The organism is Loktanella salsilacus (assembly GCF_900114485.1).
Classification (GTDB): Bacteria; Pseudomonadota; Alphaproteobacteria; order Rhodobacterales; family Rhodobacteraceae; genus Loktanella; species Loktanella salsilacus.
In genome coordinates, this window is sequence record NZ_FOTF01000024.1 from 1 (window position 1) to 15224 (window position 15224).

Annotated in this window: 14 protein-coding genes and 1 pseudogene; 2 read left to right on the forward strand and 13 right to left on the reverse strand. The window is 61.8% G+C overall.

Annotated elements, in window-relative coordinates; translation table 11 throughout:
* Positions 1 to 208 (forward strand): annotated as a pseudogene (locus BM131_RS16325) (ISNCY family transposase); the annotation flags it as partial.
* Positions 209 to 430: 222 nt separating this feature from the next.
* Here BM131_RS16325 and BM131_RS16330 read toward each other — a convergent pair.
* The 5 genes from BM131_RS16330 to BM131_RS16350 are packed head-to-tail and all read right to left on the reverse strand — an operon-like array spanning position 431 to position 5076.
* Positions 431 to 1876: a hypothetical protein gene (locus BM131_RS16330; protein ID WP_090191183.1), complete on the reverse strand. Its 1446-nt coding sequence runs from the start codon at positions 1874 to 1876 to the stop codon at positions 431 to 433.
* Positions 1877 to 1891: 15 nt separating this feature from the next.
* Positions 1892 to 2320, reverse strand: coding sequence for a PaaI family thioesterase (locus BM131_RS16335; RefSeq protein ID WP_090191184.1), 429 nt, complete (start codon positions 2318 to 2320; stop codon positions 1892 to 1894).
* Positions 2320 to 3342 (reverse strand): phosphotransferase family protein, encoded by a 1023-nt coding sequence (locus BM131_RS16340; protein ID WP_090191186.1) that lies wholly within the window; start codon positions 3340 to 3342, stop codon positions 2320 to 2322. The genes BM131_RS16335 and BM131_RS16340 overlap by 1 nt, the downstream gene beginning before the upstream one ends.
* Complete coding sequence (locus BM131_RS16345) at positions 3343 to 4575, reverse strand: acyl-CoA dehydrogenase family protein (RefSeq protein WP_090191243.1); 1233 nt, start codon at positions 4573 to 4575, stop codon at positions 3343 to 3345. It lies immediately after the preceding gene.
* A 30-nt stretch (positions 4576 to 4605) separates the two neighbouring features.
* Positions 4606 to 5076 (reverse strand): MaoC family dehydratase, encoded by a 471-nt coding sequence (locus tag BM131_RS16350; RefSeq protein ID WP_090191187.1) that lies wholly within the window; start codon positions 5074 to 5076, stop codon positions 4606 to 4608.
* Positions 5077 to 5199: 123 nt separating this feature from the next.
* Here BM131_RS16350 and gndA point away from each other — a divergent pair, with 123 nt between their 5' ends.
* Positions 5200 to 6600 (forward strand): NADP-dependent phosphogluconate dehydrogenase, encoded by a 1401-nt coding sequence (gene gndA, locus BM131_RS16355; protein WP_090191189.1) that lies wholly within the window; start codon positions 5200 to 5202, stop codon positions 6598 to 6600.
* 11 nt (positions 6601 to 6611) lie between these two features.
* Here gndA and BM131_RS16360 read toward each other — a convergent pair whose 3' ends face one another.
* The 8 genes from BM131_RS16360 to BM131_RS16395 form a co-directional block, all read right to left on the reverse strand.
* Positions 6612 to 7793: a M24 family metallopeptidase gene (locus BM131_RS16360; protein WP_090191190.1), complete on the reverse strand. Its 1182-nt coding sequence runs from the start codon at positions 7791 to 7793 to the stop codon at positions 6612 to 6614.
* 38 nt (positions 7794 to 7831) lie between these two features.
* The gene (gene phoB, locus BM131_RS16365; RefSeq protein ID WP_090191192.1) at positions 7832 to 8518 is read right to left on the reverse strand and encodes a phosphate regulon transcriptional regulator PhoB; all 687 of its coding nucleotides are present in this window, start codon (positions 8516 to 8518) and stop codon (positions 7832 to 7834) included.
* A 4-nt stretch (positions 8519 to 8522) separates the two neighbouring features.
* Entirely contained in the window at positions 8523 to 9233 is a 711-nt protein-coding gene (gene phoU, locus BM131_RS16370; RefSeq protein ID WP_090191193.1) for a phosphate signaling complex protein PhoU, read from the reverse strand.
* Positions 9234 to 9245: 12 nt separating this feature from the next.
* Positions 9246 to 10046, reverse strand: coding sequence for a phosphate ABC transporter ATP-binding protein PstB (pstB, locus tag BM131_RS16375; protein WP_090191195.1), 801 nt, complete (start codon positions 10044 to 10046; stop codon positions 9246 to 9248).
* 10 nt (positions 10047 to 10056) lie between these two features.
* Complete coding sequence (gene pstA, locus BM131_RS16380) at positions 10057 to 11412, reverse strand: phosphate ABC transporter permease PstA (RefSeq protein ID WP_090191197.1); 1356 nt, start codon at positions 11410 to 11412, stop codon at positions 10057 to 10059.
* A complete protein-coding gene (gene pstC / locus BM131_RS16385) occupies positions 11409 to 12869 on the reverse strand; it encodes a phosphate ABC transporter permease subunit PstC (protein ID WP_090191198.1) in 1461 nt (486 codons plus the stop codon). The genes pstA and pstC overlap by 4 nt, the downstream gene beginning before the upstream one ends.
* A 69-nt stretch (positions 12870 to 12938) precedes the next feature.
* A complete protein-coding gene (locus tag BM131_RS16390; RefSeq protein WP_090191200.1) occupies positions 12939 to 13967 on the reverse strand; it encodes a substrate-binding domain-containing protein in 1029 nt (342 codons plus the stop codon).
* Positions 13968 to 14195: 228 nt separating this feature from the next.
* Positions 14196 to 15224 carry an ATP-binding protein gene (locus BM131_RS16395; protein ID WP_090191201.1) on the reverse strand — a complete coding sequence of 343 codons (1029 nt, stop codon included), beginning with the start codon at positions 15222 to 15224 and terminating at the stop codon, positions 14196 to 14198.

The following is a 15224-nucleotide window of genomic DNA, read 5'->3' on the forward strand; positions in this document are numbered from 1 at the left end:
GGCGATCACCGAGAACAAGCATCTCAGCGCAGTGCTGGAGCATATCAAGGCCGAACAGGACAAGGCACCGCCCAAACCGCGTCGTGCGGGCAAGCAGGCGACGGTCTACGTCCCGAACGGCCGACGCAATACCGAAGGCTGGAACTCGAAACTCGCCCGCCGGGCAAAGACAAAAGGTGAAACTGCCGCGCCACATCCCGCCGAATGACCGAAACAGCATGGCTGTTCAGGGCTGCGATAGATGACGTCTCCGCCCTGCCCAGCCATGCTGCAACACCGCACCTGAGACATTTCTACTTTGCACACCGAGGGACATTCTAACTTGGTTGCAACAACGGATCTGCACAGCACCAAAGCCGAAATGTCACCTGCCTGCCAGCATTGCGATGCGTCAGACCCCTGCAGGAAAAGCGCCGTGCTTGTGTCCCGCTCAGAACCACCCGAATGTCACGCCAGCCACCAGCACGGCTGAAAACGCCGCCAGCCCGACAAGTCCGAACATGCCGTTCCAGCGCAAGCTGACAACCAACGGGCTGCGGTTTACGATCGCGCCGACGTAAGTGGCGGTCGTCGCCAGCGGCGCCAGGCATACGGTCAGCGTCCAGCCTGTCAGCAGCGCCAGCAATGTCGCCTGTTGAGAGATCAGCGGCGTGCGGGCCATGAATTCGGCCAGGATCACCACGCTAATGATCGGATGAAACCCGACCATCGCCAGCGCCAGTGTCGCCCAGGCCAGCGCCAAAACCAAGGCGACCGGGCCGCCGAAATCGACAATGGCCAGCAGCACTGGGTCCAATGCGTCTTGTGGAACCATCGCGACCAGCAATGCGCCGATCAGGCCAGCCAGCGCGAAAACGCCGACTTCGTTCACGTAGCGCGCTGAATTTGCAACAAAATCGCCGCGCAGGCGTTTTGGGCCGAACGTGCCGAAACGTGCGAGCGCCCAGATCAGCGCATAGATCGGCACGACCGTGACCAGCACCTCTTGGAAGGAAAATGGCAGGATCACATCGCCGCCGACGACCAGCAAGCCAAGCCCAACCAGATGTGCCAAGACCGCCCAAAGCCCCGCCGCGTCCCCCGGCGATGGCGGCACGACCACGGGCTTGGGCAAGATGGGGAAAATGCGCCGTTCGATCACATCCATAACGGCCCCTAACGCGAGGAAACCAAAGGAAAACGCAACGCCCCACGGGGCGGCATCGGCCCAGTGCAGATCCGTCAGGATCAGCAGCAAGGTGTTCAGCGCGATGCCAAAGGGCGACCAGAACGCGATGGTCGCAAAGCCGCGCACGATGGCCGTCACGATGCGCCGCTCGCGCACGTCATGCACGGCGCTGCTGACGCCGTTTGCGGCCTCCATCCGGCGTTGCCCCGCCAGCGTCATTTCGATCAGCAGGCCAAGCCCGCCAAGGTTCAGCAGCACGCCAAACAGATTGCCGCCGATCCCAAGCGAGACATAGCGCCGCGATGGCGGCTGGCTGGCCAGAAACCCGCCCGCCGCAGCAAAGGCCGCGTCATGCTGTGCGACGAGCCGCAAAAAGATTAACGCCACAAGGATCGAGGTCAGAAACGCCACGCGCCCTGCCGCCACGCCGTAGTCTGCCAGCGTTATCGTGCCGCTGACCCAGCCTGCCAGCGCGATCAGCACAGAGGCCGCCGCGAACATCTGCACAATGCGCGATGCACGGCCAAGGTTCAGCGCGATAAAGCACAGGATAAGCACGGCGCTCAGGTCCGTCGCCAGCGGCTGATCCAGCAGAATGGACGCGATATAGGCAAAAAAGCCCCCCGACAGCAGGATTGCACCTAAAACAGAGCCCGCAGGCGGCCGCGCCACTGCGCCGCGCAGGTCTGCCTGTGTCTGCGTCGCCATCCCCGCGCCCTGCCCTTAGCTGCCTGTGCCGCGCCGGTAGCGGAACGTGCCAGAGCCAGTTGCGATGACCGTGCCCAGTTCGTCCGTCACGGTGCCTTCGGCAAAATACGTGGATTTTCCGCCACCTACGCGGCGACCTTCACCCGTCAGGATCACGCCTTGTGGTCGCGCAAGGAAATTCGTCGTCAGCGTCAGGGTCATCACCATCTGCTTGCGCGCGGCGTCCCCGGTATAAGAGCCCGCATAGCCCATCACCGTATCCAGAATGACCGCATAGAGCCCGCCATGCGGGATGCCGTAGCGGTTCATCAGCTCTGGCCGAAGGGGCAAGCGAAAGCGCGAAATCCCCTCGTCCCAATGGGTCATGGTCATGCCGATCAGCGATTGCATCGGATAGCTATCCTCGACCAATGCGGGGTCTAGGTGGTCTGCTGTGTGTGTCATCATTCGTCCTGCGCGGCGTTAAGACCCTGCTGCGCGAAGAGCGGCACATAAGCCCCGAGCTTCGCAGCCTTTTCCGGGTTAGAGGCATTCCCCTCCATCCCGCGTTTCTTAACGCCTTGCAAGATCGCGCCCATGCGGAAAAAGCAAAACGCGAGGTAAAAGCCGAAACCATTGATCCCGTCCAGCCCGCGCCGCTTGCAATAGGCCGCGATGAAATCGGCGTCGGATGGCAGACCCAATGCGGCCCGATTGACACCCGCCAGCCCCCGTCCATCCGCGCCCGGCGGCATGCGCCACTGCATGATCACGGCGGCCAGATCGGCAAAGGGGTGACCCAGCGTCGACAGTTCCCAATCCAGCACGGCCACAACATCGGTGCCATCCTTGGCAAACAGCAGGTTGTCGATGCGATAATCGCCATGCACCAGCGTGCGGCGGCCATCATCGCCCGGCGTGTTTGCCTCGAGCCAAGTGATCAGATCCTCCATCGCGGGGATCTCTTCGGTCGCGGTGGCGCGGTATTGTTTGACCCAGCGCCCGATTTGGCGCGCATAGTAATCACCGCCGGGGCCGTAGTCTGACAGGCCAACCGCCTGCAAATCGACATCATGGATCGCCGCAAGCGTCGCGTTCATGGAGTCGATGATCGCCGCGCGTTGCGGCGGTGTCTGGTCTGGCAGACGCGGATCGTCAAAGCTGCGACCATCCACGTGGTCCATCAGATAGAACGGCGCGCCAATGACGCTCACGTCCTCGCACAGCAGGTGCATCTGTGGCACCGGAACGCCCGTCCCCTGCAACGCCTTTTGCACTGCAAATTCACGTTCAACCGCATGGGCGGATTTCAGCAGAACGCCCCCCGGTTTGCGGCGCAAGACATAAGACCCCGCTGGCGTATCCAGACGGAACGTCGGGTTGGATTGACCGACGACAAAGCGGTGCACCGTGACATCGCCGCCGAGCCCCGGCAGACGGTCATCAACCCAATCGGCGACGGCGGTTACATTAAGATCATCTGCCATCTATTTGGTGTCCTTGACATATTTCTTTAACTCTGCCCGCGCGACCTGCCTGCGGTGTACCGCGTCGGGCCCATCGGCAAAGCGCAGCGTGCGCAGTTGCGTCCACATCCACGCCAGCGGTGTATCCTGCGACACGCCCATGCCGCCGTGCATCTGCATCGCCTCGTCCACCACGCGCAAAGCCATCAGCGGGGCTGCGACCTTGATCATGCTGATCCAAGGCTGCGCGGCCCGGGTGCCGGCAGTGTCCATCATCCACGCCGCTTTCAGGCACAGCAGCCGCGTCGCCTCTATCTGGATGCGGGCGTCGGCGATGATGTCAAAGTTCGCGCCGAGTTCCGCCAGCGGTTTGCCAAAGGCGCGGCGGGTCACAGCGCGTTCGCACAGCAGTTCCAGCGCCCGCTCTGCCTGACCAATTGCCCGCATGCAGTGGTGAATGCGTCCCGGCCCAAGACGGCCCTGCGCGACCTCGAAGCCGCGTCCCTGCCCCAGCACCATTTGATCCGTTGGCACCCGTACGTCCTTGAATTCCAGGTGCATATGCCCGTGCGGCGCGTCGTCATGGCCAAAGACCTGCATGGGCCGCAAGATGCGCAGACCGGGCGTGTCCATGTCCATCAGGAACATCGAATGACGCTGATGTTTGGCAGCCTCTGGATCGGTCTGGGCCATCACGATGACCAGCTTGCAGCGCGGATCGCCTGCGCCGGAAATCCACCATTTCTCTCCGTTTAGGACATAGTCATCGCCGTCCCGCATCGCTTGCAATGCGATATTCGTGGCATCGGATGATGCGACATCGGGTTCCGTCATTGCGTAGGCAGAGCGAATTTTCCCCGCCAGCGAAGGCTTTAGCCAGCGTTCTTTATGTGCCGCGCTGCCGTAGCGTTCCAGCACTTCCATGTTGCCGGTGTCAGGGGCGTTGCAGTTGAACACCTCGGCCGCGAGGGTGGATTTGCCCATTTCCTCGGCCAGATAGGCGTATTCGACGGTCGTCAGCCCGTATCCGGCGTCGCTGCCGGTCAGCCAAAAGTTCCATAAGCCGCGGTCCCGCGCGGTCTGCTTCAACCCCTCCATGATCGCAATTTGCCGGTCTGTCAGGGCAAAGCGGCCGTCCGGATGCTTGCCGACTTCAGCGGCAAATTCCGCCTCGACCGGGGCGATCTGCGCGGCGATCATGTCCTTGATCGCGGCGATCAGGGGCGCGGCGCGGTCGCTGATCCCTAGGTCCATAACATGCTCCATCCCATTGTCATATTTACACTAGTCCGCATCGACCAGATGCAGATGTATCCACTGCGCGACAAGCGCGGGCTTGTCTTGGCCCCGGATGCTGACCTGCACATCCCACGTCACCTTGACCTGCCCCGGCTTGTCCGTGTCGACCGCCTGCACCTGCAAATCTGCGCGCACCTCGCTTCCTGCGGGCACTGGCGCAATAAAGCGCAGCCGATCAAACCCATAGTTGATGCTAAGCCGCAGTCCGGCAAGCGGCGGCAGCGCCTGTTCGGCCATGACGCTAAGTAACGACAGCGTCAGAAACCCGTGCGCGACCGTGGTGCCAAAGGGGCCGTCCTTGGCGCGTTCTGGGTCGGTATGAATGAACTGATGGTCCTTTGTCAGCGCGGCAAAGGCGTCGATCATCGGCTGGTCAATCAGGTGCCAGCCTGACTGAAACGCTCGGCTTCCGGCCTGTGCGCGCAGCTGCGCAATCGTGATATGCGGCGTGGTCATCCGGGCCCTCTGATTGGCGTGGACCTGCACCTTATGCCGCTGCTGGCCGGGGGCAACCCTTGCGATATTGTTTCCCCGCCCCCCGCGCGGTAAACCCACCGCAACATTGGATTGGAGCGGTACATGAGCAAGAGTGAAATCGGCCTTTTGGGGCTTGGTACGATGGGCGCGGCGCTTGCGCTGAACATCGCGGACAACGGATTCGACATCGCCGTTTACAACCGTACCGCGCGCGTCACGCAGGATTTCAAAGCCACCGCTGGCGATCTGGCCCCGCGCATTACCGCGACTGAAACGCTGGAAGACTTCGTTGCCAGCCTCAAGTCGCCCCGCGCGATTATCCTTATGGTGCCTGCTGGCGAGGCCGTTGACCAACAGATCGCGGCGCTGCGCCCGCTGCTGGATGACAACGACCTGATCATCGACGCTGGCAACGCCAATTTTCACGACACCAACCGCCGGGCCGAGGCGGCAGGCGATAAGCCCTTCCTTGGCATCGGTGTGTCGGGCGGCGAAGAAGGCGCGCGCTTTGGCCCGTCGATCATGGGCGGCGGCAACAAGGCATCTTGGGACCGGGTCGCCCATATCCTGACCGCGATTTCCGCCAAGCACGACGGCACACCCTGCGCCACCTGGATGGGCGAGCAAGGCGCAGGCCACTTCGTCAAAGCTGTGCACAACGGTATCGAATATGCCGATATGCAAATGATTGCAGAGGTTTATGGCATCCTGCGCGACGGCATGGGGCTAGACAACGCCGCCATCGCTGCCGTCTTTGACCGCTGGAATACTGGCCCGCTGGCGTCTTACCTGATCGAAATCTCGGCCCGCGTGGCAGAGGCCAAGGACACGGACACAGGCCGCCCGCTGCTGGATATCATCACCGATGCCGCTGGCCAAAAAGGCACCGGCCGCTGGACCGCGATCGAGGCGCAGCACCTTGGTGCCCCCGTCCCCGCGATCGAGGCTGCCGTCGCCGCCCGCAATCTGTCCGCCGCGCGCGATCTGCGCCAGACGGGCGAAGACATCTTTGGCGGCGCACCGCAGGCGCTGAACGGTGCTTTGACAGTCGACCAGCTGGAGCAAGCGCTGATTGCCGGCAAGATCATCTGCTACGCGCAGGGCTTTACCATGATCAGCGGCGCGTCAGAGCAGTTTGGATGGAACCTGCCGCTGCCAGAAATTGCCAAGGTCTGGCGTGCTGGCTGTATTATCCGGTCCGTGATGCTGGACGATATGGCGACGGCTCTTTCCGAAGATCCAGACAAAAACCTGATGTTTGCCAGTACCTTCGCAGGCAACCTTAAAGCAACGCATGGCGCATTGCGCGCTGTTGTTGCGCAGGCTGCGCTGCATGGTCTGGCGGTTCCCGCGCTGTCATCAGGCCTTGCGTATTTCGACACCATGCGCACCCACCGCGGCACGGCGAACATGCTGCAAGGCCAGCGCGACTACTTTGGTCGTCACGGGTTCGAGCGTCTGGACCGCGAAGGCAAAGGCTTTCACGGGCCTTGGGCAAACTAACGCGAGCCTGACTAAGGTTTGACCACCAAGCCGGGCGGCGTCGTCGTCAGACGTTCGCACCCGGCGGCGGTGATCAGGATCGGCTCTGTCATCTCGATCCCGCCGTCATCAAGCCAAAGCGCGGGCATGAAATGAAACGTCATGCCCGCCTTTAACGCTGTCTTATCACCCGCACGCAGGGACATGGTGCGCTCTCCCCAGTCCGGCGGATAGGACATGCCGATGGCATAGCCGACGCGGCTGTCTTTGTGAAAACCGTGCTGGGCAAGCGTGCCGTTAAACACACGGGCCAAATCCTCGCAGCGCAGACCCGGGGCGGCCATGCCAAGGACGGCCTGCGTTGCATCCGCGACGGCGGCTTCGGCCTTGCGGTACGTGTCGGGCACATGGCCAAGGAACAAGGTCCGCGACTGCGGGCACTGGTAGCGCCTGTAAGCGCCTGCAATCTCGAAGAAAGTCGGCACATCGCGCAGCAGCGGGCTGTCGTCCCATGTCAGGTGCGGCGCAGTCGCATCACGCCCTGACGGGGCCATCGGCACAATGGCCGGATAGTCGCCCCAGTGGCCCTCCGCGCCTTCAATCCCGGTTGCCATGATCTGTGCCACCAGCATGTTTTTCGGCATGCCCGCCTCCGCCACCTCTGCGATGTGCTGATGCATCCGGGTCACGATAGCGCCCGCGCGGCGCAGATAGGTGACCTCTGTCGGTGATTTAACGGCGCGGCACCAGTTCACAAGAGCGGTGGCATCGACCGCGTCCACATGGGGTAAGTGGTTTAAGATCGTCTTGTAAGCCGCTGCAGTAAAGTAATAATTGTCGAATTCAAACCCAACGCGCCCACGATCCCAGCCGCAGGCTTTGATCAGCGCGCAAAGGTCCAGCATCGCGTGTTTGTCCGGGTTCTGGACATAGCTGTCGTCGTAGCCGTGGATCGCTGTGTCCGGCATCCAGACGGTGCGCAGCGCGCCTGCGGCGTCCATGCCGCGGCCCCACCACCGCGGCGGCCCGTCTGGGCCGACCAAGACGCCTTGATGCACATAGAACGACCAGCCGTCATAGCCGGTCAGCCAGCCCATGTTGCTGGGGTCGGTGATGAAAAGGACGTCCAGACCGGCGCGGTCCATTGCTGCCCGCACGCGGCCCAAGCGGTCCGCGTATTCGGCAGCATCAAAGGCGGGGTTCGGGTGAGTCATAGATTACTATGATCCCGCCCTGCCCGTTCTGGCAACGATTATCCGAGCGCGTAGCCCGCGCCGCGCACCGTGCGCACAGGATCGCTGCCGCCGCAGGCAGTTAGCGCCTTTCGCAGGCGCCCGACGTGCACATCGACGGTGCGGGTGTCGACATAGATGTCGCGGCCCCAGACCCGGTCCAGCAGTTGGTCCCGCGACCACACCCGGCCCGGCTTTTCCATAAAGGTGGACAGCAGGCGAAATTCTGTCGGGCCGAGTTTTAGCGCACTACCGTCACGGCTGACGCGGTGGGTTTCGGCGTCCAGCAGGATGTCGTCAAACGCCAGCACCTGCCCCACAGTCGTTGGCCGCACGCGGCGCAGCTGGCTGCGCACGCGGGCCATCAGTTCGGTCACGGAATAGGGCTTGGTCACATAGTCGTCCGCGCCTGTTTCCAAGCCGCGCACCTTGTCGACCTCTTCGGACCGCGCCGACAGCATGATGATCGCAATGCCGCGTGTGGCGGGGTCGACCTTAAGCCTGCGGCACACCTCGATGCCCGTCACGCGGGGCAGCATCCAGTCCAGCACGATCACATCTGGCGGATCCTCTGAGACCATCAAAAGCCCCTCTTCACCGTCTTCGGCGCGGGTGACGCGAAAGCCTTCGGCCTCTAGGTTATAGGCTAAAACCTCGCGTTGCGCTTCTTCGTCTTCGACGATCAGAACGTGGGGTTGGGATGCCATCTGTTCACTCCGGGTGAGTCATATAGGCGGTTTTGTCGCTTTTCGGGCGCGCCTCTTCGGGCATTTCGCCGGTGATCAGATAGATCACCTGCTCTGCCATATTGGTGGTCAGATCGCCCATGCGTTCGATGTTTTTCGCCATGAAATGCAGGTGCATACAGGCGGTGATGTTGCGCGGGTCTTCCATCATAAAGGTCAGGAATTCGCGGAACAGGGCGTTGTACATCTGGTCAACGTCTTGGTCATGCTGGCGCACATCCTCGGCCATCTGCACGTCGCCTTTGACGTAGGCATCAAGGGTGTCTTTCAGCATGCCCTGCACTTCGCGGGCCATGCGGCGCAAGGACGCCTCTGCCCCGGCGATGGGCGACATATCGACCAGAACGGACGTCCGCTTGGCCATGTTTTTCGCATAATCGCCAATGCGTTCCAGCGATGCCGCCAGACGCAGCACGGTAAGCAGCGAGCGCAGGTCTTTGGATACAGGGGCCCGCAGGGCGATTGTGCGGGCAGCGGCTTCGCTGATTTCCAGCTCTAGCGCGTCGATGACTTTGTCACCGGCGCGGACCTTTTGCGCCAGTTCCAGATCGCGCGTGGCAAGGCTTTCGGCAGCCTGCAGGATCGCGTCCTCGACCAGTCCGCCCATTTTCAGGATCAGCGTGGTGATCGCATCAAGATCGCGATCATACGCCGAGGAGATGTGTTGTTCGTGCATGTCAGCCGCTCCTTACCCGATCCGGCCCGAGATATAGCTCTCGGTGCGGGGGTCTTCTGGGTTGGTGAAAATCTTGTCGGTTTCGCCGTATTCAACCATGTCGCCAAGGTGAAAGAACGCGGTCTTTTGACTGACACGCGCCGCCTGCTGCATGGAGTGCGTGACGATGACGACGGAATAGTTCTGGCGCAGCTCGTCGATCAATTCCTCGACCTGCGCGGTAGCGATGGGGTCAAGGGCAGAGCAAGGCTCGTCCATCAGCAGCACTTCGGGTTCGGTCGCCACAGCGCGGGCGATGCACAGACGCTGCTGCTGGCCGCCGGACAGGCCGGTGCCGGGTTCGTGCAGGCGGTCCTTGACCTCTTCCCAAATGGCGCCGCGGCGCAGGGCACGCTCTACGATCTCGTCCAGGTCGGTCTTGTTGCGGGACATGCCGTGGATTTTCGGACCGTAGGCCACGTTGTCATAGATCGACTTGGGGAACGGGTTCGGCTTTTGAAACACCATGCCGACCTTGGCGCGCAGCTGCACGGGATCGACGCGGGGATCAGTGATGTCTTCGCCGTCGATTAGGATGTTGCCGGTCACGCGGGCGATGTCGATGGTGTCGTTCATGCGGTTGATGCACCGCAGGAACGTTGATTTGCCGCAGCCCGACGGGCCGATAAAGGCGGTGACGGTCTTGTCTGCAATTTCCACGCTGACGTTTTTGATGGCGTGCTTTTCGCCATAATATACGTTCACGTCGCGGGCAGAGATCTTGATGTCTTGGGTTCCGGTCATGGCCCTATCCATATGATACATATCTTCCATTTCAGCACCCTTACCAGCGGCGTTCAAAGCGGCGGCGCAGAATGATCGCCACCGTATTCATAATCAGCAAGAACACCAACAACGTGATGATGGCCCCCTGCGCACGTTCGACGAAGGCGGGGTCAGCGCGCTGCGTCCAGTTGTAGACCTGCACCGGCAGGGCCGCGGCGGGGTCGAACAGACCCTCTGGCGGCGCACCCGGGAAGTCGCGCACGAAGGCAACCATGCCGATCAGCAGCAAGGGCGCGGTTTCACCCAGCGCCTGCGCCAGACCAAGGATCGTGCCGGTCAGGATACCGGGCAGCGCCAAGGGCAGGACGTGGTGGAACACGGTCTGCATCTTGGACGCGCCAATGCCAAGCGCGGCAGAGCGGATCGACGGCGGCACGGATTTCAGCGAGGCCCGCGTTGCGATGATAATCGTCGGCAGCGTCATCAGGGTCAGCACAAGGCCGCCCACGATGGGCGCGGATTTGGGCAGGCCTGCAAAGTTGATGAAAATCGCAAGGCCAAGGATACCGAACACAATCGACGGCACAGCGGCAAGGTTGGCGATGTTGACCTCGATAATATCGGTCCAGCGGTTCTTGGGCGCGAATTCCTCTAGGTAGATGCTGGCCGCGACGCCGATGGGCAGGGCCAGAACCAGCACGACCATCATCATGTAAAGCGAGCCGATGATCGCGACGCCAAGACCTGCGGCCTCTGGCCGGTTTTCCGATGCGTCGGCGTTGGTCAGAAAGTCCCAGTTGAACTTGGTGCGCAGCACGCCCGCGTCTTTGAGCTGGTCAGCCAGTTGCAACTGCTCTGGCGTCACGTTGCTGTCCAGTTCGGCCGAGGCCATGGTCACGCGGCCTTTGAAATAGCCGTCGATGCGCCCGCCAGCGAGGAAGTCAAACGACACGGTGTCGCCGATTTCCTCTGGGTTGGCCAAAACATAGCGGCGCAGCTGGGCCGACCCTTCGGGAGAGATCAGCTCTGCCGCGGTCTTGGGTGTCATGCCTTCGACGCCGATGTTGTCTTTCTCGAAAACCGTCTCGAACGCCTGTTGGATCAGCGGCGCGTAGCCAAAGGTCGATACCTTGGCGATATCCTCGATCGCGCCGGTGCCTTTTTTGTCCAGCTTGGCCGGGTCCAGATAGATGTCCATCGTGATGAACGTCTGGCGGAACGCGGACGAGCCGTTGATCAGCACAGAGGCCAGCAAGGTCACCAGTGCCAGCACCGCGATCCCGATGGCCAGCACGCCATAAAGGCGAAAGCGCTTTTCAGCGGCGTTGCGTTTCTTGGTGCGGGCGTCTTGCACCATCAGCGATGTTTTCTTGCGCGGGCCGGGGGCCGCGCCTGTGGTGTTCAGGTCGGTCATTCGTACTGCTCCCGGTATTTGCGCACGATAACCAGTGCGATGATGTTCAGCCCCAGCGTCACGACGAACAGCGACAGGCCAAGGGCAAAGGCAACAAGGGTTTCAGGGGATGCAAATTCCGTATCGCCGGTCAGCTGGCTGACGATTTTCACGGTGATGGTTGTCATCGCCTCGAACGGGTTGGCGCTGATCTTGGCCGCGGCCCCTGCCCCCAGCACGACGATCATCGTCTCGCCAATGGCGCGGCTGGCGGCCAGCAGGATCGCACCGACAATGCCGGGCAGCGCGGCAGGCAGGATCACCTTGCGCACAGTTTCCGAATGGGTCGCGCCCAGCCCCGACGATCCGTCACGCATCGCCTGCGGCACGGCGTTGATGACGTCATCGGACAGCGACGACACGAAGGGGATCAGCATGATGCCCATCACGACGCCAGCGGTCATGACGGAAGAGGACGAATTGCCAAGGCCCAAGGGCTGCGCAAAGTAATCGCGCAGCAAGGGGCCGACGGTGACAAGGGCGAACAGACCGTAGACGATGGTGGGGATACCGGCCAGCACCTCGATTGCGGGTTTGACAAAGGACCGCACCAACGGGCTTGCGTATTCCGCCGTATATATCGCCGCCATCAGGCCAATCGGCACCGCAAACAGCAGCGCGATAAAGGACACGTACAGCGTGCCCCACAGCAGCGGCAGGATGCCAAGGTCAGAGCCGCCACGGAACTGCGGGTTCCACGTCATGGAGAAGAAGAAGTCTTTCGCCGGATACAGCTGAAAGAAGTGATAGGTCTCGAACACCAGCGACAGCACGATGCCCACGGTTGTCAGGATCGCGATGCTGGAACAGGCGATCAGCAGCAGCTTGATCGCGTATTCCGACACGTTGCGAGCGCGGTATTCTGGGTTGATGCGGGTATAGGCATAAGCCGCCCCGGCCAGACTGGCGATAATCACCAGCACCGTGCGGATCAGGTTCATCGTATCGGTGGTGCCGCGATAGCTTTTGGCAGCCTCGAACACGCTGCGGTTCACGTCCGACCCCAGCGCCACGCCGACACCGGCCAGCAGCTTGCGCACGTCGACTTCTTGCGCGTCCATGGTGGCGATGTCCGCCTCGCTTTGGCCGCCGATGGCGACCAGCGTGTCGATGCCACCTGAAATGCGGCGCACATCGGCCATCACCAGATCGCGCGAACTGCCCGCCGCGATATCAGCGGTGTCAATCAGACCAGAGGTGCGGTTTTCAACATAAAAAGGTTGCGCCAGCATCCAGACCACCAGCAACAGCAAGGCGGGGGCGGCAGCGAAAATAAAGACGGTTTGCCCGTAATAGCCGGGCAGCGAATGCAGCTTGCGCGGGTCGCCCCCTGCAGTGGCCAGTGCGCGGCGCCGTCCCACGACAAAGCCAGCAAAGGCGATCAGGACGACGATAAGAAAGACAAGACCGGCGCTCATGGCTGTTCCATTCGTTAGGCAGAAAAACGGGCGCCGCCAGATGTGGCAGCGCCCGCAGGTTTCGTTAGATTATTCCAGCGGACCCATTGGGGTCTCAGCTGCGACCATTTCCTGAACCATGGCCAGCTCTGGATCGGACACCAGACCGTAGGCCGCCAGCGGGCCATCGGGGCCAGCCATGTCATCGGACACAAAGAATTCGACGTATTCTTTCAGGCCGGGGATCACGCCCAGGTGTGCGTTCTTGACGTAAAAGTACAGCGGACGGGACACAGGGTAGTCGCCCGATGCTACAGATTCAGTCGTTGGGACAACACCGTCCATCGTTGCGACCTGCAACTTGTCGGTGTTGTTCTCGTAGAAGGACAGACCGAACACGCCGACAGCTTCGGGGTTGGCCGCCAGACGGGCCAGTGTTTCGGTGTAGTCGCCGTCGATGTCCACGGACACGCCGTCGGTGCGCAGCATGTTGCAGCCGTCTTCGTCGCCAGCAGCCTCAAACGCTGCGGCAGCGCCAGTGGCTTCACAGCCAGCCGCGATGACCTTTTCGTCGAACACTTCACGGGTGCCGTGCTTGGTGCCGGGGATGAAGGCCAGGATGTCCTGCGCGGGCAGCTCGGCGTTCACGTCGGACCATGCAGCGTTCGGGTTCGCAACCAGTGCGCCATCAACCATGACCTGAGCGGCCAGAGCGTTATACCAATCGGACGGCGTGAAAGCGAAGGCCGGGCCGTTGATGTCGGAGGCAAAGACGATACCGTCATAGCCGAAACGGACTTCCATGACTTCGGTCACGCCGTTTGCGGTGCAGGTGTCGATGTCCGACTGCTTGATCCGAGAGGAGCTGTTGGCGATGTCGATGGTGTTTTCGCCCACGCCTTCGCACAGCGCCTTGCGGCCAGCGCCAGAGCCGCCGCCTTCGACAACGGGTGTCGGGAAATCAAAGTTTTCGCCAAATGCCTCGGCAACGATGGTGGCATAGGGCAGCACGGTGGAGGAACCGGCAATCTGTACGTTATCGCGGGACTGGGCGACGCCAGCAGTGGCAGTGACGGCAGTGATCGCAAAGGCAGAGGTCGCGATTTTCATGAAAGACATTTGTTGCTCCTGTCAAACTTCATGGGCTGCACCTTTTTGCGCAGCCGCTGCCGATCACCTAGGACCCGGCGACTACGCTTTTGTGACACTATTGTAAAAGTTATATGACAGCCGGAAAGCTGACGTTTCGTCAGCTATATAGTGTATGGGCATTTCGGCATGCGCATATCTAGTCAGCCCCGCAAGCGCAGGGGGATGAAATTCACAAATCGTTAAGGAATCAGCGGGTTATGACTGTGGCAGTATGACAGTGAACGTCGTGCCCTGCCCCAAAGCGCTTTTAATCAGCAACCGGCCCCGGTGGCGATTAATGATGTGTTTCACAATCGCAAGGCCAAGACCGGTGCCGCCAAGCGCCCGGCTGCGGTGCGTATCGACGCGGTAGAATCGCTCTGTCAGGCGCGGAATGTGGTGCTGGGCGATTCCCGGGCCCCGGTCCTGCACGTGCACAGCAATGCCTTTGGCGTGTAGCGCGTTATGCTGGGCCGGCGCATCCAGCGTGACCGTCAGGGTGCCGCCCGTGCCGCCATATTTCACAGCGTTTTCGATCAGGTTGCCAAAGACCTGCCGCAGCTGGTTCGTATCGCCCAACACGCTGGCCCCAGCGGTGTCATCGGTCAAGGTTACCTTCACCTGCGCCGCTGCAATCACCGGTTCCAGATCCGCCAGTGTCGCGGCCACCAGTGCGCCAATGGCGATGGCCTGAATAGGACGCTGACGCTCGCCTTCTTCTACGCGGGACAGCGACAGCAGGTCATCGACCAACTGGGTCATCCGCGCGCTTTCCCGTTCCATGATGCCAAGGAACCGCTCGCGGGCGGCGGCGTCATTGCGGGCGGCGCCGCGCAGGGTTTCGATAAAGCCCTGCAAGGCGGTCAAAGGCGTGCGCAATTCGTGGCTGACGTTGGCCACGAAATCGCGGCGGAACTGGCTGACCTCTTCTGCAGCGGTGCGATCCTCGAACGTCAGAACGATACGCCCTGCGTCGGGAATCACATGCACCGCCCAAGTCGTATCCCGCGCCCCGTCCCGGCCCAGCCAGCGCGTCTGCACCGCTTGGCCCGTGCGCATCGCGGTTTCAATCGCCTCGAGCGTTACAGGTTGACGCAGCGCGCTGATGAAATGCCGCCCCTTGATATGTTCGCCCAGCACTGCCGCCAGCGCCGGGCTAAGCCCTGCGACGATCTGGTTTTCGTCGATCAGCATCACCGGAAACGGCAGGGCGGACACGGGGATGGTGGCGGCACTCATGGGCAT

Excerpts from the sequence above, each read along its gene's own strand:
- phoB (WP_090191192.1), bottom strand. The coding sequence starts at position 8,518 with ATGGCATCCCAACCCCACGTTCTGATCGTCGAAGACGAAGAAGCGCAA.
- BM131_RS16335 (WP_090191184.1), bottom strand. The coding sequence starts at position 2,320 with ATGACACACACAGCAGACCACCTAGACCCCGCATTGGTCGAGGATAGC.
- pstC (WP_090191198.1), bottom strand. The coding sequence starts at position 12,869 with ATGAGCGCCGGTCTTGTCTTTCTTATCGTCGTCCTGATCGCCTTTGCT.
- BM131_RS16360 (WP_090191190.1), bottom strand. The coding sequence starts at position 7,793 with ATGACTCACCCGAACCCCGCCTTTGATGCTGCCGAATACGCGGACCGC.
- BM131_RS16395 (WP_090191201.1), bottom strand. The coding sequence starts at position 15,224 with ATGCCCATGAGTGCCGCCACCATCCCCGTGTCCGCCCTGCCGTTTCCG.
- pstB (WP_090191195.1), bottom strand. The coding sequence starts at position 10,046 with ATGGAAGATATGTATCATATGGATAGGGCCATGACCGGAACCCAAGAC.
- BM131_RS16390 (WP_090191200.1), bottom strand. The coding sequence starts at position 13,967 with ATGTCTTTCATGAAAATCGCGACCTCTGCCTTTGCGATCACTGCCGTC.
- BM131_RS16345 (WP_090191243.1), bottom strand. The coding sequence starts at position 4,575 with ATGGACCTAGGGATCAGCGACCGCGCCGCGCCCCTGATCGCCGCGATC.
- BM131_RS16350 (WP_090191187.1), bottom strand. The coding sequence starts at position 5,076 with ATGACCACGCCGCATATCACGATTGCGCAGCTGCGCGCACAGGCCGGA.
- pstA (WP_090191197.1), bottom strand. The coding sequence starts at position 11,412 with ATGACCGACCTGAACACCACAGGCGCGGCCCCCGGCCCGCGCAAGAAA.
- BM131_RS16340 (WP_090191186.1), bottom strand. The coding sequence starts at position 3,342 with ATGGCAGATGATCTTAATGTAACCGCCGTCGCCGATTGGGTTGATGAC.
- BM131_RS16330 (WP_090191183.1), bottom strand. The coding sequence starts at position 1,876 with ATGGCGACGCAGACACAGGCAGACCTGCGCGGCGCAGTGGCGCGGCCG.
- phoU (WP_090191193.1), bottom strand. The coding sequence starts at position 9,233 with ATGCACGAACAACACATCTCCTCGGCGTATGATCGCGATCTTGATGCG.
- gndA (WP_090191189.1), top strand. The coding sequence starts at position 5,200 with ATGAGCAAGAGTGAAATCGGCCTTTTGGGGCTTGGTACGATGGGCGCG.